Source organism: Streptomyces sp. NPDC002536 (assembly GCF_053594995.1).
This window is the reverse complement of record NZ_JBSFWU010000076.1, coordinates 21,147-38,598: the sequence shown is the minus strand read 5'-3', so window position 1 is coordinate 38,598 and position 17,452 is coordinate 21,147. Positions and strand designations below refer to the sequence as shown.

Here is a 17,452-nt window from a genome sequence, read left to right as displayed (position 1 = left end):
CATCGGTGCCGGCACCGATGCCGGGGCCGTGGTGGCCGCCGCGGTCGGGACGGCCATGGCGGTCACGACCGCGGCGGCTGCCAGGGTGCGGTGCAGCCGCCGGGGGCGGTTCTTCTGGGAAATCACCCTTCAAGGGTCTGGGGCTGCGGGCCGCCCGGCCATGGAGGTGCTGGGCGTATCGGGGCGGGGGTTTGCCCTACCTATGTCCTGGTGCGGGCCGGCAGTGGCTGGTCGCGCAGTTCCCCGCGCCCCTACGGGGCGCGGACGGGCTGATTTCAGCCCGTCCGGCGTTTGAGGACGAGCGGCGGAGCCGCGATCAGGGGGGCTGGGGGCGGCAGCCCTCAGGAAACGGCGAAAGGGTGGGGCCGGGGCTTCCATGAGGGCACGGTCGCAACTCCCAGTCGCTGCGCCCCAGGCCAGGGCGTGCATTCATGAAGCTCCTCCGCAACGGGCGGAGTTGGTTCCGGACGAGGCCCCCGGCCGCTGTCCGGAGGCCGTCTTCCACTGCGCCCGCAGGGATGGAAAACTGCCCTGTATGGGTGCGTTGAGGGGCTTACGCGTCCCACGGGCGCGGTATGCGGCCGTCGCCGTCGCTCTCACGGGCGCGGCCGCCGCGGCACTCGTCGGCTGTGATCCGGTCGGCGGGCTCGATTCGGTGAGCGTCGCCGTCGTCACCGGCAAACAGGCCACGGACCAGCTGGAGCACAGCGGTGTGCACGTGGCGTATCTGACGTGCCAGGGCAAGGCGAAGAGCAGCGCCCCGGCGAGCAGCAGCGGTTCGCCCGCTCCCGTCACCGCCGTCGGTGTGGACTGCGAGGGGAAGACCTCCGACGGCAAGAAGATCCTCGTCTACGGCACGGTCACCGGCATCAGCGGCGAGGCGTGCGTGCGGGGCAATCTGACGGGAAAGGTCGACGGGAAGACCAAGTTCACGGTGACGGTGCTGGGCGACTGTTCGAAGGCGAGCACCACCGCCCCGGCCACCCCGGGCTCGTGGACCCCGTGGACCCCGCCGCCCCCCTCCAAGGAGCAGCCCGAGCCCGGCTGCAGCTGCCCGTCGGACGAGCCGCCCCGGCCCACCCCGAGCTGCAGCAGCACCTTCCACGGCAAGTGAGCGCGAACCGACGGCCTGCGGCCCCCCGTGATCACGGCCTCGTACAGGCGGCCCGGTAACATCCGGTCCGTACGAGCCGACGACCCGGGAGGAGCCCACCGGTGGCGGGAGAACCGCAGGCCGACTGCCTGTTCTGCAAGATCGTTGCGGGGGAGGTGCCGGCGACCGTCGTCCGCGAGACCGAGACGACCGTGGCCTTCCGCGACATCAACCCCCAGGCCCCCACGCACGTCCTGGTGATCCCCAAGGTCCACTACCCGGACGCCGCCTCCCTCGCCGCCGCCGAGCCGCAGGTCATGGCCGACATACTGCGGGAGTCCGGCCAGGTCGCGGCCGACGACAAGGTGGACGGCAAGGGCTACCGGGTCGTCTTCAACACCGGGGCCGGCGCCGGGCAGACCGTCTTCCACGCGCACCTGCACGTGCTCGGTGGCCGTGGCCTGAACTGGCCGCCCGGATAAGGGAGACCGAGCACCACCGTGTCCGTACGCGAACTCGTCGTCCTCGGCACCGCCAGCCAGGTGCCCACCCGGCACCGCAACCACAACGGCTACGTCCTGCTCTGGGACGGCGAGGGCCTGCTCTTCGACCCGGGCGAGGGCACCCAGCGCCAGATGGTGCGCGCCGGGGTCGCCGCCCACGACCTCAACCGGCTGTGCGTCACCCACTTCCACGGCGACCACTCGCTGGGCCTGGCCGGGGTCATCCAGCGCATCAACCTCGACCGCGTCCCGCACCAGGTCACCGCGCACTACCCGTCGAGCGGCCGGCGCTTCTTCGACCGGCTGCGGTACGCCACGGCCTACCGCGAGACGGTACAGCTGGAGCAGCAGCCCGTCTCCGGCAAGGGCGCCGTCCTGGTGGACGGCCCGTCGTACGTCCTGGAGGCGCGGCGGCTGTCGCACCCCGTCGAGTCCTACGGCTACCGGCTCGTCGAGCCGGACGGCCGCCGGATGCTGCCCGGGCTGCTGGCGGAGCGCGGCATCTCCGGCCCGGACGTGGGCCGGCTCGTGCGCGAGGGCGAGATCCGCGGCGTCACGCTCGACGAGGTGAGCGAGGTGCGGCGCGGGCAGCGCTTCGCGTTCGTCATGGACACCAGGCTCTGCGAGGGCGTCTACGCGCTCGCGGAGGGCTGCGACATGCTCGTCATCGAGTCCACGTTCCTGGACGAGGACGCCCCGCTGGCCGTCGAGCACGGCCACCTGACGGCAGGTCAGGCGGCCCGCGCGGCGGCCGAGTCCGGGGTCCGGCACCTGGTGCTCACGCACTTCTCGCAGCGCTACGACGACCCGTCGGCCTTCGAACGCCAGGCGCGTGCCGCCGGCTTCGAGGGTGAACTGACGGTGGCGAAGGACCTGATGCGGGTGCCGGTGCCGAAGCGGTAGCGCCCCGTCAGGGGCGCGGGGAACTGCGCGATCGGCCACGACGCGCCTGCAGTCGAGGTTCTCGGGGCTTCGCCCCGGACCCCGCGGGTGGTGCGTCGGCTGTAGGCCGTGGGTGGCTGGTCGCGCAGTTCCCCGCGCCCCTGACGGGGCGCGGAAACCGGGCCGGTCAGGGAAAGACGACTACCGACCGCAGCACATCCCCCGCGTGCATCCGCTCGAACGCCTTCTCCACCTCGTCGAGTTCGATCGTCTCCGTGACGAACGCGCCGAGGTCGATGCGCCCCTGCCGGTGCAGGTCGATCAGCATCGGGAAGTCCCGCGACGGCAGGCAGTCCCCGTACCAGGAGGACTTCAGCGCGCCGCCCCGCCCGAAGACGTCCAGCAGCGGGAGCTCCAGCTTCATCTCCGGGGTGGGCACGCCGACCAGGACGACCGTGCCGGCCAGGTCGCGGGCGTAGAACGCCTGCCGGTACGTCTCCGGGCGGCCGACCGCGTCGATGACGACGTCCGCGCCGAAGCCGCCCGTGAGCTCGCGGATGGCCTCGACGGGGTCGGCGGTGCGGGAGTCGACCGTGTGGGTGGCGCCCATGCTGCGCGCCGTCTCCAGCTTGCGCTCGTCGATGTCGACGGCGATGATCCGCGCCGCCCCGGCCAGCCGCGAGCCGACGATCGCCGCGTCGCCCACACCGCCGCAGCCGATCACGGCGACGGAGTCGCCGCGGCCCACCTGCCCGGTGTTGATCGCGGCGCCGATGCCCGCCATCACGCCGCACCCCAGCAGCCCGGCCACCGCCGGGGACACCTCGGGGTCGACCTTGGTGCACTGGCCGGCCGCGACCAGCGTCTTCTCGGCGAAGGCGCCGATACCGAGGGCGGGGGAGAGCTCCGTGCCGTCGGACAGTGTCATCTTCTGCCGCGCGTTGTGCGTGGCGAAGCAGTACTGCGGGCGCCCGCGCAGGCAGGCGCGGCACTGACCGCACACCGCACGCCAGTTGAGGACCACGAAGTCGCCGGGCGCCACCTCGGTCACGCCCGCGCCGACCGCCTCGACGACCCCGGCCGCCTCGTGGCCCAGGAGGAAGGGGAAGTCGTCGTTGATCCCGCCCTGCTTGTAGTGCAGGTCCGTGTGGCACACGCCGCACGCCTGGATCTTCACCACGGCCTCGCCGGGCCCCGGGTCCGGCACCAGGACCGTCTCCACCCGCACCGGCTCGTTCCTGCCGGGAGCAATGACTCCGCGTACTTCCTGTGCCATGAACGGCCCCGCCCTTCTCGTCCTCGTCACCGAGCGTCGTTGATCCACGACCACGGTACGCGCCGGGGGCGGCCCGGGCGGTGAGGGGCCGGACACACTTTCCTCTGCGCGCGTAGATACCCCTTGACCGGCTCTTAACAAGGCCTTAATTTCGCGCTGCACCGTCGTTGCCCTTCCCAGGAGCCCCTCTTGTCGCTCTCCCGCACGTCCACGCGCGTCCGTATCGCCGCCCTCACCGCCGCCGTCGTCGCCGGCACCGGCCTCTACGCGGCGGGTGCCGCCACCGCCGAGCACAAGGCGCCGCGCACGGACAAGGAGATCCCCAACCTCACCAAGGCCGAGGACCAGATCAAGGCCTACTACGGCGACACGGTCGACAAGAACGGCCAGCACTACGCGTCGGCGGACAGCAACTACGCCAAGCAGCTCGCCGGGATCCAGAAGAAGGCCAAGGCCCAGCTGGAGCACACGCTCAAGAACAAGAGCGCCGATGCCAAGGGCAAGCCGGCGATCGTCCTGGACGTGGACGACACCACGCTGCTGACCTACAACTACGAGCTCCAGCAGGGCTTCGCCTTCACGCCCGCCTCGCAGGACGCGTACCTGAAGTCCACCGACATGGCCCCGGTCTTCGGCATGCCGCAGCTGGTCAACTGGGCGCAGTCGAAGGGCATCACGGTCTTCTACGTCACCGGCCGCGACGAGCACCAGCGCGACTGGAGCGTGCGCAACCTGAAGAACGCGGGCTACAAGCCGGCGGCCGACACCGCGCACTTCTTCCTGAAGAACAAGAAGACCCCGCCGGCGTACCTGTCGTGCGGCGCCAACTGCACGACGATCGAGTACAAGTCGGGCACGCGGAAGCACATCGAGTCCGAGGGCTACCGGATCATCGGCAACTTCGGCGACCAGTACAGCGACCTCACCGGCGGCTACGCGGAGCACACGTACAAGCTGCCGAACCCGATGTACTTCCTGCCGTAGGGGAACCCCGGCTCAGTACCCCGCCCGCTCCAGGATCCGCCGTGCCACCGCCGGCGAGTCCACCAGCGGGTGCAGGGCCAGGGCCCGCACCGCCGCGGCGCGGTCCCCGTGGAGCGCGGCATTGATCGTGCCGCGCTCCACCGCCTTCAGCTGGAGCATCAGCCCCAGCTGGTCCGGCCGTACGGGCGCGCACGACAGGGGAGCCGCGCCCTTGGCGCTGACCTCGCACACCGTCTCGATGACGGCGTCGGCGTCCAGCGCCGGCACCGTGCCGCCGTTGCGGACGTTGAGGATCAGCCGCACCCCCGCGTCCCCGGACACCGCCCGCATCAGGGCGAGGGCGACCTGGTCGTAGCCGCCGCCCTCCAGGTCGCAGGTGTCCCGCTCCCAACCGCCGCTCGCCGCACGGCCGTCGGCCAGGTACGTCTCCTCGCGGTGCAGCCGCGCCCGCTCCCAGAGCTCGCGCACCCGCCCGGGCGGGGCGGCGGCCGCCTCCTCGAAGAACGTGCCCTGCTGCTGGGCGAGGAACTCACCGCGCGTCTCGCCCGCGGCCCGCGTCGCGGCCAGCGTCTCGCGGCGGAAGTAGTAGTAGTGCAGGTACTCGTTGGGCAGCGCGCCCAGCGTCCGCAGCCACCAGGCGCCGAACAGCCGGCCCTCCTCCAGGGTGTTCAGCGCCTGCTCGTCGGCCAGCAGCCCGGGCAGCAGTTCGCGCCCGTCGAGCGTCAACGACCGCAGCCAGCCGAGGTGGTTGAGGCCCACGTAGTCGTACTCGACCTCGTCCGGATCGGCGCCCACCGCCAGCGCCGCCCGGCGCACCAGGCCGACCGGCGAGTCACAGATGCCGATCACGCGGTCGCCCAGCACCGCGGACATCGCCTCCGTCACCATCCCCGCGGGATTGGTGAAGTTGATGACCCACGCCTCGGGCGCCAGCGCCGCCACCCGCTCCGCGATGTGCACGGCCACCGGGATGGTCCGCAGCCCGTACAGCACCCCGCCCGCGCCGACGGTCTCCTGCCCGAGGACGCCCTCGCCCAGCGGGATCCGCTCGTCGCACACGCGGCCCGCGGTGCCGCCCACGCGGATCGCGGAGAAGACGAAGTCCGCGCCGCGCAGGGCCTCGTCGAGGTCGGAGGCGATCCGTACGACGGGGGCGTCCGGCACGGCCGCGGACTGCTCGTCCAGAATCGCCGCAATCACTCTGAGGCGTCCTGGATCCGTGTCGTACAGCACCAGTTCGTCACAGCGTCCGGGCACGCCGCGCCGGGCATCGTCAACCAGGGTCCGGTGCACCAGAGGCACCCGGAATCCGCCACCGCCGAGAATCACGAGCCTCATAGTCCGGAAGGTACACCGGCATCGGGCACACTGTCCGGACCCGCACTCTTGCATCCCCGAGAGGAGTAGCAGGCGAGCATGACGATCCCCTCCCCGCAGCCTTGCCACGCAGAGCGTTTCGAGGGCGCCGCCCCCGTGCTGGACCCGCTCGCCGAGGTCCGTTCCGAGCAGGATCCGGCCACGGACGTCTACCTCACGGGCCCCGTCTTCCTCGACATCATCTTCACCGGCCTGGACTCGGCCCCGGTGCGCGGCACCGAGACCTGGGCGCGCGGCATGGGGTCGAGCCCGGGCGGCATCGCCAACATGGCCACCGCCCTGGCCCGGCTGGGCCTGCGCACCTCGCTCGCCGCGGCCTTCGGCGACGACATGTACGGGGAGTACTGCTGGGAGTCGCTCTCCCGCGGCGAGGGCATCGACCTGTCCCTGTCGCGCACCGTGCGCGGCTGGCACTCCCCGGTCACCGTGTCGATGGCCTACGAGGGCGAGCGGACGATGGTCTCCCACGGCCACGAGGCCCCGCCGCCGGAAGAGCCGCCCGAGTGCCCGCCCCCGGCGCGCGCCTGTGTGTCCCTGCTGGTGCCGGGGCGGCAGGAGGAGTGGATCGCGGTCGCGGCCGGCCGGGGCAGCCGGATCTTCGCCGACGTGGGCTGGGACGACACCGGCCGCTGGGATCCGGCCGACCTGGCCGATCTGCAGTACTGCGAGGGGTTCCTGCCCAACGCCGAGGAGGCGATGCGCTACACCCGCACCGACTGCCCGCGCGCCGCGGCCCGCGCCCTGGCCGAGAAGGTGCCGCTGGCCGTGGTGACGATGGGGGCGCAGGGCGCGTACGCCGTGGACAGCAGAACGGGCGAGAGCGCCGAGGTGCCGGCCATCGCGGTGGAGGCGCTGGACCCCACCGGCGCGGGGGACGTCTTCGTGGCGGGCTTCGTCACCGGCACCCTCGCGGGCTGGCCGCTGGCGGACCGGCTGGCCTTCGCGGGGCTGACCGCGGCCCTGTCCGTACAGGAATTCGGGGGGTCGCTGTCCGCGCCGGGCTGGGTGGAGATCGCCGCCTGGTGGCAGCACGTGCGCTCCTTCGACGACCAGTCCCCGGCCACGCTGCGCCGCTACGCCTTCCTCGACGGCATCCTGCCCGCGGCGTGCCGGCCCTGGCCGCTGCGCCGGGCGGTGCCCACCCTGGGCTTCCGCCGGTCGTGACCACCGGCCGTGACCAGCCGTAAATCCCCTCCGGCCGCCCTGCGCACCGTCGTACCCTTGAGATGTCAACGTTGCCGGACATGAGAAAGAGGGATGAGCAGGCCAGAGTGCCGGCCCATGACTCAGACACCCACACGACCGCAGGCGACAGCCCGGTTCACGGTCCCGGCCAAGCACCCGATGGTGACGGTCCTGGGCTCCGGGGACTCGCTGCTGCGGGTCATCGAGAAGGCGTTCCCGTCCACGGACATCCACGTACGGGGCAATGAGGTCAGCGCGACGGGCGACGAGCGGGAAGTGGCCCTCGTCCAGCGGCTGTTCGACGAAATGATGCTGGTGCTCCGCACGGGTGCGCCGATGACGGAGGACGCGGTGGAGCGCTCGATCGCCATGCTTCGGGATGCAGAGGGTGCGGAGGAGACTCCCGCGGAGGTCCTCACCCAGAACATCCTCTCCAGCCGCGGGCGCACCATCCGTCCCAAGACGCTCAACCAGAAGCGCTATGTCGACGCGATCGACAAGCACACGGTCGTCTTCGGCATCGGCCCCGCGGGCACCGGCAAGACCTACCTGGCGATGGCCAAGGCGGTCCAGGCCCTGCAGTCCAAGCAGGTCAACCGGATCATCCTGACCCGCCCCGCGGTCGAGGCCGGCGAGCGGCTGGGCTTCCTGCCGGGCACGCTCTACGAGAAGATCGACCCGTACCTGCGCCCGCTCTACGACGCGCTGCACGACATGCTCGACCCCGACTCGATCCCGCGGCTGATGGCGGCGGGCACGATCGAGGTGGCGCCGCTGGCGTACATGCGCGGCCGGACGCTCAACGACGCGTTCATCATCCTCGACGAGGCGCAGAACACGAACCCCGAGCAGATGAAGATGTTCCTCACCCGGCTCGGCTTCGACTCCAAGATCGTGATCACGGGTGACGTCACCCAGATCGACCTGCCCGGCGGCACCAAGAGCGGCCTGCGCCAGGTGCAGGAGATCCTCGACGGCGTGCAGGACGTCCACTTCTCGTACCTCACCAGCAGGGACGTCGTACGGCACAAGCTGGTCGGCCGTATCGTCGACGCGTACGAGCAGTACGACACCCGCAGCAACGTCAACGGCAACGGAAAGTAACTCCCGGTAATCCCATGGCAATCGACGTCAACAACGAATCCGGCACCGAGGTCGACGAGAAGGCGATCCTCGACGTCGCCCGCTACGCCCTCGCCCGGATGCGTATCCACCCGCTCTCCGAACTCTCGGTCATCGTCGTCGACACCGACGCCATGGAGCAGCTCCACATCCAGTGGATGGACCTCCCCGGGCCCACCGATGTGATGTCCTTCCCCATGGACGAGCTGCGGCCCCCGGCCAAGGACGAGGAGGAGCCCCCGCAGGGGCTGCTCGGCGACATCGTGCTGTGCCCGGAGGTCGCGACGAAGCAGGGCGAGGAGGCGCCGACGAAGCACTCCATGGACGAGGAGCTCCAGCTGCTCACCGTCCACGGCGTCCTCCACCTCCTCGGCTACGACCACGAGGAGCCCGACGAGAAGGCCGAGATGTTCGGCCTCCAGGCCGCGATCATCGACGGCTGGCGTGCCGAGCACGGCATCGAAGGGCCCTCCCCGGCCCCGACGATCACGTGACCGGTCAACTGATCACCGCTGCCGTCCTGCTGCTGGTCGTCGCCTGGCTCGCCGCCTGTGCGGAGGCCGGCCTGGCCCGGACCACCCGGTTCCGGGCCGAGGAGGCCGTGCGCTCGGGCCGGCGCGGCAGCGCCAAGCTGATGGCCGTGGCGGCCGACCCCACCCGCTACCTCAACGTGGCGCTGCTCGTGCGCATCGCGTGCGAGATGGCGGCGGGCGTCTTCGTCACCTACGTCTGCCTGCGGGAGTTCGACGCCACCTGGAAGGCGCTGACCGTCGCGATCGTCGTGATGGTCCTCGTCTCGTACGTGGCCGTCGGCGTCTCACCGCGCACCATCGGCCGCCAGCACCCGCTGAACACCGCGACCGTGGCGGCGTACGTGCTGCTGCCGCTGGCACGGGTGATGGGGCCGATCCCGCAGCTGCTGATCCTCCTCGGCAACGCCTTCACCCCCGGAAAGGGCTTCCGCCGCGGCCCGTTCGCCTCCGAGGCGGAGCTGCGGGCCATGGTCGACCTCGCGGAGAAGGAGTCGCTCATCGAGGACGAGGAGCGCCGCATGGTGCACTCCGTCTTCGAACTCGGCGACACCCTCGTGCGCGAGGTGATGGTGCCGCGCACCGACCTGATCGTCATAGAACGCGGCAAGACCATCCGCCAGGCGCTCACCCTCGCCCTGCGGTCGGGCTTCTCGCGGATCCCGGTGACGGGGGAGAACGAGGACGACATCGTGGGCGTCGTCTACCTCAAGGACCTGGTGCGCAAGACCCACATCAGCCGGGACGCGGAGAGCGAGCTGGTCTCGACCGCCATGCGGCCGGCGGTCTTCGTGCCGGACACCAAGAACGCGGGGGACCTGCTGCGGGAGATGCAGCAGCAGCGCAACCACTGTGCCGTCGTGATCGACGAGTACGGGGGCACGGCGGGCATCGTGACGATCGAGGACATCCTCGAGGAGATCGTCGGCGAGATCACCGACGAGTACGACCGCGAACTGCCGCCGGTGGAGGAGCTCGGGGACGGCCGCTACCGGGTCACGGCCCGGCTGGACATCGGCGACCTGGGCGAGCTGTACGGCCTGGAGCTGGACGACGAGGACGTGGAGACCGTGGGCGGTCTGCTGGCCAAGTCGCTGGGCCGGGTGCCGATCGCCGGTGCGGTGGCCGAGGTTCCGGTCGAGGGCAAGGAGCTCGCCGCCCTGCGGCTCACCGCCGAGGCCCCTGCGGGGCGGCGGAACCGGATCGTGACGGTGCTGGTGGAGCCGGTCGGCTCCGGCGGGGGCGCCCCGTAGGGGCTGGACTTTGACTGCAGGTGCGTCGTGGCTGGTCGCGCAGTTCCCCGCGCCCCTGCGGGGCGCCCCCTGACGGGGCGCTACCCGGCATGGGGGTGCGGACGGTGCGCCCCTATGCTCCGGGTATGACGGAGACCCTGCACCCCGAAGACCGCAAGCTCATCACGCTCGCCCGGGCGACCCGGGCCCGCAACGGCGTCGCCGAGGGCGCGGCCGTGCGCGACGAGACGGGCCGCACCTACGTCGCCGGAACCGTCGCCCTCGACTCGCTGCGGCTCAGCGCGCTGCAGACGGCCGTCGCCATGGCGGTGGCCAGCGGTGCGACCTCCCTGGAGGCCGCCGCGGTGGTCTCCGAGGCGGCGGCGGTGCCGGACGCGGACCGGGCGGCCGTGCGGGACCTGGGCGGCCCGCGGACGCCTGTGCTGCTGGCCGGGCCGGACGGCACCCCGGGCGCGACGATCACGGCAGGCTGAGCCGCTGGTCCGCGCTGGCCGGGGGATCGGGGAGAATGTAAGGCATGGACAAGCCCTCCTCCCCCTCCCAGGCCCCTCACCGCGCGGGCTTCGCGTGCTTCGTCGGCCGCCCCAACGCGGGCAAGTCGACCCTGACCAACGCACTGGTGGGGACGAAGGTCGCGATCACCTCCAACCGCCCGCAGACCACCCGGCACACGGTGCGCGGCATCGTGCACCGCCCGGACGCCCAGCTCGTCCTGGTCGACACCCCCGGTCTGCACAAGCCGCGCACCCTGCTGGGCGAGCGGCTGAACGACGTCGTCCGGACCACCTGGGCCGAGGTCGACGTGATCGGCTTCTGCCTCCCGGCCGACCAGAAGCTCGGCCCCGGCGACCGCTTCATCGCGGGCGAGCTGGCCGGCATCAAGAAGACGCCCAAGGTCGCCATCGTCACCAAGACGGACCTGGTGGACTCCAAGGCCCTGGCCGAGCAGCTGATCGCCATCCAGAAGCTGGGCGCGGAGCTCGGCATCGAGTGGGCCGAGATCATCCCCGTCTCGGCGGTGGGCGACAAGCAGGTCTCGCTCCTCGCCGACCTGCTGGTGCCGCTGCTCCCGGAGAGCCCGCCGCTCTACCCGGAGGGCGACCTCACGGACGAGCCGGAGCAGGTCATGGTCGCGGAGCTGATCCGCGAGGCGGCCCTGGAGGGCGTGCGCGACGAGCTGCCGCACTCGATCGCCGTCGTGGTCGAGGAGATGCTGCCGCGCGAGGACCGGCCGAAGGACAAGCCGCTGCTGGACATCCACGCGAACGTCTACATCGAGCGGCCCAGCCAGAAGGGCATCATCATCGGCCCGAAGGGCGCCCGCCTCAAGGAGGTGGGGATGAAGTCCCGCAAGCACATCGAGGCGCTGCTCGGCACCCCCGTCTACCTCGACCTGCACGTGAAGGTCGCCAAGGACTGGCAGCGCGACCCGAAGCAGCTGCGCAAGCTGGGCTTCTAGGACTCCGGGGGCTACGCCCCCTCCTTCAGCACCGCTCTGATCAACTCCCGCTGGTCGTGCGTGAGATGGGGGTCCGCGAGGTGGACGGACCGGCCGTCCACGTCGATCTCGTAGTGGAAGCCGTCCGGCACGCCCCGCACCGGCCCCGCCTCCCGCCCCGGCGCCAGCGCGCGGTGCGCCAGCGCCTCCAGGTGCGTTGCGTCGGGCCGGCCGGCCGTGTCCAGCTCGGCCCGGCGCCTGATGCCGGCGAAGCCGCCGGTCCGCGTGATGACGATCCGCATGCCGCCATTCTGGCCCTCCGGGGGCCCGCGCTACGAGGTGGGGACCCCCACCTGGGACCAGGCCTTCAGTACGGCCTGCACCGCGTCGCCCTCGCCGTACAGCGCCCGTGCCGTCGCCGCGGTCTGCCGGGCGAAGTCCGCGAACCCCGCGTCGGCGGCCAGCTCGCCGCCGGTCAGCGTGGCGTACCAGACCCGCCCGGCCCGCTCCCACGCGTGCCCGCCCAGCGCCGTGGCCAGCAGGTAGAAGGCGTGGTTGGGGATGCCGGAGTTGATGTGGACGCCGCCGTTGTCGCGCGAGGTGCGGACGAAGTCGTCCATGTTGGCCGGCTGCGGGTCCTTGCCCAGGTGGGGGTCGTCGTAGGCGGTGCCCGGGGCCTTCATGGAGCGCAGGGCCACGCCGTGGATGGTGGGGCCCAGCAGGCCCTGGCCGATCAGCCAGTCGGCCCGGTCGGCGGTCTGGCCCAGCGCGTACTGCTTGATCAGCGAGCCGAAGACGTCGGAGAGCGACTCGTTCAGAGCGCCGGACTGGCCGTAGTACTCCAGGTTGGCGGTGTGCTGGGTGACACCGTGGGTGAGCTCGTGGCCGATGACGTCCACGGAGACCGTGAAGTCGCCGAAGAGCTCGCCGTCCCCGTCGCCGAACACCATCTGGCTGCCGTCCCAGAAGGCATTGTCGTACTTCTCGCCGTAGTGCACGGAGGCGTTCAGCGGCATGCCCGCGTCGTCGATGGAGTGCCGGCCGTAGACCTTGAGGTAGAAGTCGAACGTGGCCCCGAGTGCCGCGTTGGCGCGGTTGACCGTGGCGTCCTTGCTGGGGTGGTCGCCCTCGCTGTGCACCTTGGTACCGGGGAGCGTCGTCTCGTGCTGCTCGTCGTAGATGGTGCGCTGCGGCTTGTCGGACGGCGCGCCCGCGGGGGCCGCCTGCGGGGCTGGCGGGGTGACCCGGCGCCGGGTGCGCAGGGCCCCGTCGTGCTCCAGGGTGCGGCGGGCGGGCTCGTGGTGCCGGGGGTCCTCGGACTGGGCCAGTGCGTCCAGCATGTGCGGGGGAACGATGGTGCAGAAAGCGCTCTTCACGGTGTCCATGAGCGGCAATTTCGCATCGGCCACGGGGCTTGTCACTCTTCCGGACGGCGATTCCTGCAAACGAGTGGCGGGGTTCCGGGACCGGGCCCGTGTCCCGCATGGTGGAACCCCCCTTTACACCTGTGCCGCCTCGGCTAGTGTGCTGTGCATCATGCGTTTCGGGCTGCTTCTTCTTAGCTGCCGCGGCGAGGGCCTGTAGTCGTAGGTCGACCCCCTCCCCGCGGAGTCCGGTGCTGCGTGCCGTGTTGAGCGCAGGCCCGTCGGCCGATCCCTTCGCGGACACCACGAGGAGCCCTCCGCAGATGTCGCAGCAGCCCGAGCAGTCGAACGAGCAGTCCCCCGAGCACTCCGTCGGCCGCCCCACCCCGATCACCGCGGCGACGGTGACCCAGCGCCCGTCCGGGATGCCGGTCCACAAGTACCGGCCGTACGAGGCCGTGGAGATCCCCGACCGCATCTGGCCGGACCGGCGCATCACCAAGGCTCCCCGCTGGCTCTCCACCGACCTGCGCGACGGCAACCAGGCGCTGATCGACCCGATGTCGCCCGCCCGCAAGCGGGAGATGTTCGACCTGCTGGTGCGCATGGGCTACAAGGAGATCGAGGTCGGCTTCCCCGCCTCCGGGGCCACCGACTTCGGGTTCGTCCGCTCGATCATCGAAGAGGACGCGATCCCGGAGGACGTGACGATCTCCGTCCTGACCCAGGCGCGCGAGGAGCTGATCGAGCGCACGGTCGAGTCCCTGCGCGGTGCCCACCGGGCCACCGTCCACCTCTACAACGCGACGGCGCCGGTCTTCCGCCGCGTGGTCTTCCGCGGTTCGCGGGAGCAGGTGAAGCAGATCGCGGTGGACGGCACCCGGCTGGTGACGGAGTACGCGGACAAGATCCTGGGCGACGGGACGGTCTTCGGCTTCCAGTACAGCCCGGAGATCTTCACCGACACCGAGTTGGACTTCGCGCTGGAGGTCTGCGAGGGCGTGATGGACGTCTGGCAGCCCGAGCCCGGCCGCGAGATCATCCTGAACCTGCCCGCGACCGTCGAGCGCTCCACGCCCTCCACCCACGCCGACCGCTTCGAGTGGATGTCGCGGAACCTGTCGCGCCGCGAGCACATCTGCCTGTCGGCCCACCCGCACAACGACCGGGGCACCGCGGTGGCCGCCGCCGAGCTGGCGGTCATGGCCGGGGCGGACCGGATCGAGGGCTGCCTGTTCGGACAGGGCGAGCGCACCGGCAACGTCGACCTGGTGACCCTGGGCATGAACCTGTTCTCCCAGGGCGTCGACCCGCAGATCGACTTCTCCCGGATCGACGAGGTCCGCCGCACCGCCGAGTACTGCAACCAGATGGAGGTCCACCCGCGCCACCCCTACGCGGGCGACCTGGTCTACACCTCCTTCTCCGGCTCCCACCAGGACGCCATCAAGAAGGGCTTCGAGGCCATGGAGGCGAGCGCCGCCGCGGCCGGGAAGACCGTGGACGACATCGAGTGGGCGGTCCCGTACCTGCCGATCGACCCCAAGGACGTCGGCCGCTCCTACGAGGCCGTCATCCGCGTCAACTCGCAGTCCGGCAAGGGCGGCATCGCCTACGTGCTGAAGAACGACCACAAGCTGGACCTGCCGCGCCGGATGCAGATCGAGTTCTCGAAGATCATTCAGAACAAGACCGACGCCGAGGGCGGCGAGGTCACCCCGCAGGAGATCTGGTCGGTCTTCCAGGACGAGTACCTGCCGACCCCCGGCAACCCCTGGGGCCGCATCGCCCTGCGCTCCGCGCAGGCCACCACCTCCGGCGGGGAGGGCACCGACGTGCTCACCGTCGAGGCCGTCGTGGACGGCGTGGAGACGGTGCTGACCGGTACGGGCAACGGCCCGATCTCCGCCTTCGTCGACGCCCTCGCCGCGATCGGCGTGGACGCCCGGGTGCTGGACTACACCGAGCACACCATGAGCGAGGGCGCCGGGGCGCAGGCCGCTTCGTACATCGAGTGCGTGATCGACGGGGCGGTGCTGTGGGGCATCGGCGTCGACGCCAACACCACGCGTGCGTCGATCAAGGCGGTCGTCTCCGCGGTCAACCGGGCCCACCGGGGCTGAGACTGCTGTTCCCCGGCGTACGGCGGTCAACGGGCCGCCACCGGAAACCACCGCATCCGGTGGGGACGGTGGCGGTTTCGGCCACCCGCAGCCGGAACTCCGCGTGGCGGGGTACTGACGCAGCATCACCGATGTGGCTAACATCACGTCAACGCGGCGACGAGGCCGTGGCGTTATGGAGGTGCGCCGTGATGCACGCGCAAGGCCGACACAGCCCGGACCGGTGTGTGGTGGGCGTACGCACCGTATGGCGCACCGTCGGCGACGGCGAGTTCTTCTGCCCGGGCTGCGGCGGGGACCGCAACTACCACCGGCGCACGGGCCGCCGCCGTCTGGTCGCGTTCGGGGTGCCGCTGCTGCCGCGCGGGCCGGTGGGCCCGATCGTCGAATGCACGGCCTGCCGCGGCCGCTTCGCGCTGGACGTCCTCGACCACCCCACCACCACCCGGTTCTCGGCGATGCTGCGCGACGCGGTGCACACGGTGGCCCTCGCGGTGCTGGCCGCGGGCGGCACGGAGGCCCGCACGGTGCGCCGGGCCGCGGTGGGCGCGGTGCGCGCGGCGGGCTTCGCCGACTGCAGCGAGGAGCAGCTGGTCACGCTGATCGAGGCGCTGGCCGCCGACACGGGCCGGCTGCCCGGCCGGTACGGGGGGAACGGCCCGCTCCCCGGCCCCTCCGGCCGCGACGGCTTCGACCCGTGCGGCACGGCCCTGGCCATCGAGCTCCACGAGGCCCTGGAGCCGCTGGCCCCGCACCTGGCCCCCGCGGGCCGCGAATCGATCCTGCTGCAGGGTGCGCGCATCGCCCTGGCCGACGGCCCCTACCGCCCGGCGGAGCGGGAGGTGCTGGCCACGGTGGGGCGGGCGCTGCTGATCTGTCCCGAGGACACGGACCGGCTGCTGGCGGCGGCGCGGATGCCGTCCTAGGGCGTGGCCGGTGGATCCTCGGCTGCGGGTGTGTCGTGGTTGCTCGCGCAGTTCCCCGCGCCCCTGACGGGGCGCCGTGACGGCCGTCGAATGATCTTGAACTGGGGTGCCGGACACCGACATTCTCGGGCGCATGACCTCACTCCGTCTCCCCAGTGCTGTTGCGGCCGTCCTCGCCGCGGCCGCCCTCGTCCTCCTCCCGCCCCCCGCCCCCGCGTCCGCCGCCGACACCGCGGACTGCTCCACGTACCGCTCGGCCCGCACGCCGTCGAGGCTCACGCTCGAGTGCGGCTCGCCCGGCCCCGAATTCCCGTACATGAAGCAGGAGGTGGAGCGCACCACCTCCTTCATGACCCCCGCCCTGCAGAAGGTCCACAGCTGCGGGGAGCTCACCCAGCGGCAGTCCTTCCTCTACTTCGAGGCCCGCGACAGGTGCAAGGCCGTCGCCCACTACCTCGCCGTCCACGGCGACTTCCGGCACTGACCCCGCCGCCCTGACCGGCGGTCCGGGCCGCCCCGCCGGTACGGGACAATGACTGCATGAGTCTGTTCCGCGACGACGGCATCGTCCTGCGTACCCAGCTGCCGTCTCCCGGGGGACAACCCCCGGACCCCCGGCCGGACACCCGTGGGGGCGCGCGATGAGTCTCTTCCGCGACGACGGGATCGTCCTGCGGACGCAGAAGCTCGGTGAAGCGGACCGCATCATCACCCTCCTGACCCGCGGCCACGGCCGCGTCCGCGCCGTCGCCCGCGGGGTGCGGCGCACCAAGTCCAAGTTCGGGGCCCGGCTGGAGCCGTTCTCGCACGTCGACGTGCAGTTCTTCGCGCGCGGCAGCGAGCTCGTCGGGCGCGGCCTCCCGTTGTGCACGCAGAGTGAGACCATCGCCGCCCACGGTGGCGCGATCGTTACCGACTACGCCCGCTACACCGCCGGCACCGCGATGCTGGAGACCGCCGAGCGGTTCACGGACCACGAGGGCGAGCCCGCCGTCCAGCAGTACCTGCTGCTGGTCGGCGGCCTGCGCACGCTCGCCGCGGGCGAACACGCCCCGCACCTGGTGCTCGACGCGTTCCTGCTGCGCTCCCTCGCGGTCAACGGCTACGCCCCCAGCTTCGGGGACTGCGCCAAGTGCGGCATGCCCGGCCCCAACCGCTTCTTCTCGGCCACGGCCGGCGGAGTCACCTGCGGGGACTGCCGGGTGCCCGGAAGCGTCGTACCCTCCTCGGAGTCGCTCGGACTCCTCGGAGCGCTGCTGACCGGGGACTGGGCGACCGCGGACGCGTGCGAGGCGCGGTATGTCAGAGAGGGCAGCGGCCTGGTGGCCGCCTATCTGAGCTGGCATCTGGAGCGGGGGCTGAGGTCCCTTCGCTATGTGGAGCAGTAAGGACGTAC

18 protein-coding genes are annotated in these 17,452 nt (G+C 71.6%); 14 read left to right on the top strand and 4 right to left on the bottom strand.

Features of this window, described 5'->3' with window-relative positions; all coding sequences use genetic code 11:
- The first annotated feature begins 535 nt into the window (after nt 1-535).
- The 3 genes from ACWD4B_RS24840 to ACWD4B_RS24830 all read left to right on the top strand — a co-directional run bounded on the left by ACWD4B_RS24840 (nt 536) and on the right by ACWD4B_RS24830 (nt 2,499).
- Nucleotides 536-1,114 carry a hypothetical protein gene (locus ACWD4B_RS24840; RefSeq protein WP_451422816.1) on the top strand — a complete coding sequence of 193 codons (579 nt, stop codon included), beginning with the start codon at nt 536-538 and terminating at the stop codon, nt 1,112-1,114.
- Nucleotides 1,115-1,215: 101 nt separating this feature from the next.
- A complete protein-coding gene (locus tag ACWD4B_RS24835) occupies nt 1,216-1,575 on the top strand; it encodes a histidine triad nucleotide-binding protein (RefSeq protein ID WP_451422815.1) in 360 nt (119 codons plus the stop codon).
- 18 nt (nt 1,576-1,593) lie between these two features.
- On the top strand, nt 1,594-2,499 hold the full coding sequence (locus ACWD4B_RS24830; RefSeq protein WP_451422814.1) for a ribonuclease Z: 906 nt from the start codon (nt 1,594-1,596) through the stop codon (nt 2,497-2,499).
- A 166-nt stretch (nt 2,500-2,665) separates the two neighbouring features.
- On the opposite strand, the gene ACWD4B_RS24825 is transcribed toward ACWD4B_RS24830, so the two are convergent.
- On the bottom strand, nt 2,666-3,754 hold the full coding sequence (locus ACWD4B_RS24825) for an S-(hydroxymethyl)mycothiol dehydrogenase (protein WP_451422813.1): 1,089 nt from the start codon (nt 3,752-3,754) through the stop codon (nt 2,666-2,668).
- Nucleotides 3,755-3,943: 189 nt separating this feature from the next.
- Between ACWD4B_RS24825 and ACWD4B_RS24820 the strand changes: the two genes are divergently transcribed.
- Nucleotides 3,944-4,738, top strand: coding sequence for an HAD family acid phosphatase (locus tag ACWD4B_RS24820; RefSeq protein ID WP_451422812.1), 795 nt, complete (start codon nt 3,944-3,946; stop codon nt 4,736-4,738).
- Between the two features lie 12 nt (nt 4,739-4,750).
- On the opposite strand, the gene ACWD4B_RS24815 is transcribed toward ACWD4B_RS24820, so the two are convergent.
- Entirely contained in the window at nt 4,751-6,076 is a 1,326-nt protein-coding gene (locus ACWD4B_RS24815; protein WP_451422811.1) for a 6-phospho-beta-glucosidase, read from the bottom strand.
- Between the two features lie 78 nt (nt 6,077-6,154).
- Here ACWD4B_RS24815 and ACWD4B_RS24810 point away from each other — a divergent pair, with 78 nt between their 5' ends.
- The 6 genes from ACWD4B_RS24810 (at nt 6,155) to era (ending at nt 11,664) form a co-directional block, all read left to right on the top strand.
- Nucleotides 6,155-7,279: a carbohydrate kinase family protein gene (locus ACWD4B_RS24810; RefSeq protein WP_451422810.1), complete on the top strand. Its 1,125-nt coding sequence runs from the start codon at nt 6,155-6,157 to the stop codon at nt 7,277-7,279.
- Between the two features lie 117 nt (nt 7,280-7,396).
- Entirely contained in the window at nt 7,397-8,404 is a 1,008-nt protein-coding gene (locus ACWD4B_RS24805; RefSeq protein ID WP_451422809.1) for a PhoH family protein, read from the top strand.
- A 14-nt stretch (nt 8,405-8,418) separates the two neighbouring features.
- Nucleotides 8,419-8,916, top strand: a complete 498-nt coding sequence (ybeY, locus tag ACWD4B_RS24800) for an rRNA maturation RNase YbeY (protein ID WP_451422808.1) — start codon at nt 8,419-8,421, stop codon at nt 8,914-8,916.
- Nucleotides 8,913-10,205 carry a hemolysin family protein gene (locus tag ACWD4B_RS24795; RefSeq protein WP_451422807.1) on the top strand — a complete coding sequence of 431 codons (1,293 nt, stop codon included), beginning with the start codon at nt 8,913-8,915 and terminating at the stop codon, nt 10,203-10,205. The genes ybeY and ACWD4B_RS24795 overlap by 4 nt, the downstream gene beginning before the upstream one ends.
- Before the next feature lie 125 nt (nt 10,206-10,330).
- Nucleotides 10,331-10,678 (top strand): cytidine deaminase, encoded by a 348-nt coding sequence (locus tag ACWD4B_RS24790; RefSeq protein WP_336411685.1) that lies wholly within the window; start codon nt 10,331-10,333, stop codon nt 10,676-10,678.
- A 44-nt stretch (nt 10,679-10,722) separates the two neighbouring features.
- The gene (gene era, locus ACWD4B_RS24785) at nt 10,723-11,664 is read left to right on the top strand and encodes a GTPase Era (protein WP_336411686.1); all 942 of its coding nucleotides are present in this window, start codon (nt 10,723-10,725) and stop codon (nt 11,662-11,664) included.
- 11 nt (nt 11,665-11,675) lie between these two features.
- On the opposite strand, the gene ACWD4B_RS24780 is transcribed toward era, so the two are convergent.
- Both ACWD4B_RS24780 and ACWD4B_RS24775 read right to left on the bottom strand, forming a co-directional pair.
- A complete protein-coding gene (locus tag ACWD4B_RS24780) occupies nt 11,676-11,945 on the bottom strand; it encodes a protealysin inhibitor emfourin (RefSeq protein WP_336411687.1) in 270 nt (89 codons plus the stop codon).
- A 30-nt stretch (nt 11,946-11,975) separates the two neighbouring features.
- Nucleotides 11,976-13,028 carry a M4 family metallopeptidase gene (locus tag ACWD4B_RS24775; RefSeq protein WP_451422806.1) on the bottom strand — a complete coding sequence of 351 codons (1,053 nt, stop codon included), beginning with the start codon at nt 13,026-13,028 and terminating at the stop codon, nt 11,976-11,978.
- A 302-nt stretch (nt 13,029-13,330) separates the two neighbouring features.
- On the opposite strand from ACWD4B_RS24775, the gene leuA reads away from it, so the two are divergent.
- From leuA to recO, 4 genes are all read left to right on the top strand, one after another.
- Nucleotides 13,331-15,130, top strand: a complete 1,800-nt coding sequence (gene leuA / locus ACWD4B_RS24770; protein ID WP_451422805.1) for a 2-isopropylmalate synthase — start codon at nt 13,331-13,333, stop codon at nt 15,128-15,130.
- 191 nt (nt 15,131-15,321) lie between these two features.
- The gene (locus tag ACWD4B_RS24765) at nt 15,322-16,056 is read left to right on the top strand and encodes a tellurite resistance TerB family protein (RefSeq protein WP_451422817.1); all 735 of its coding nucleotides are present in this window, start codon (nt 15,322-15,324) and stop codon (nt 16,054-16,056) included.
- Nucleotides 16,057-16,189: 133 nt separating this feature from the next.
- Nucleotides 16,190-16,540, top strand: a complete 351-nt coding sequence (locus ACWD4B_RS24760; RefSeq protein WP_451422804.1) for a hypothetical protein — start codon at nt 16,190-16,192, stop codon at nt 16,538-16,540.
- A gap of 157 nt (nt 16,541-16,697) precedes the next feature.
- Nucleotides 16,698-17,444 carry a DNA repair protein RecO gene (gene recO, locus ACWD4B_RS24755; protein WP_451422803.1) on the top strand — a complete coding sequence of 249 codons (747 nt, stop codon included), beginning with the start codon at nt 16,698-16,700 and terminating at the stop codon, nt 17,442-17,444.
- Nucleotides 17,445-17,452: the final 8 nt, after the last annotated feature.

Coding starts and splice junctions, on each gene's coding strand:
- ACWD4B_RS24840 (WP_451422816.1), top strand. CDS start 536: ATGGGTGCGTTGAGGGGCTTACGCGTCCCACGGGCGCGGTATGCGGCC.
- ACWD4B_RS24825 (WP_451422813.1), bottom strand. CDS start 3,754: ATGGCACAGGAAGTACGCGGAGTCATTGCTCCCGGCAGGAACGAGCCG.
- ACWD4B_RS24815 (WP_451422811.1), bottom strand. CDS start 6,076: ATGAGGCTCGTGATTCTCGGCGGTGGCGGATTCCGGGTGCCTCTGGTG.
- ACWD4B_RS24810 (WP_451422810.1), top strand. CDS start 6,155: ATGACGATCCCCTCCCCGCAGCCTTGCCACGCAGAGCGTTTCGAGGGC.
- ACWD4B_RS24805 (WP_451422809.1), top strand. CDS start 7,397: ATGACTCAGACACCCACACGACCGCAGGCGACAGCCCGGTTCACGGTC.
- ybeY (WP_451422808.1), top strand. CDS start 8,419: ATGGCAATCGACGTCAACAACGAATCCGGCACCGAGGTCGACGAGAAG.
- ACWD4B_RS24790 (WP_336411685.1), top strand. CDS start 10,331: ATGACGGAGACCCTGCACCCCGAAGACCGCAAGCTCATCACGCTCGCC.
- era (WP_336411686.1), top strand. CDS start 10,723: ATGGACAAGCCCTCCTCCCCCTCCCAGGCCCCTCACCGCGCGGGCTTC.
- ACWD4B_RS24780 (WP_336411687.1), bottom strand. CDS start 11,945: ATGCGGATCGTCATCACGCGGACCGGCGGCTTCGCCGGCATCAGGCGC.
- ACWD4B_RS24775 (WP_451422806.1), bottom strand. CDS start 13,028: ATGGACACCGTGAAGAGCGCTTTCTGCACCATCGTTCCCCCGCACATG.
- leuA (WP_451422805.1), top strand. CDS start 13,331: ATGTCGCAGCAGCCCGAGCAGTCGAACGAGCAGTCCCCCGAGCACTCC.
- ACWD4B_RS24765 (WP_451422817.1), top strand. CDS start 15,322: ATGCACGCGCAAGGCCGACACAGCCCGGACCGGTGTGTGGTGGGCGTA.
- ACWD4B_RS24760 (WP_451422804.1), top strand. CDS start 16,190: ATGACCTCACTCCGTCTCCCCAGTGCTGTTGCGGCCGTCCTCGCCGCG.
- recO (WP_451422803.1), top strand. CDS start 16,698: ATGAGTCTCTTCCGCGACGACGGGATCGTCCTGCGGACGCAGAAGCTC.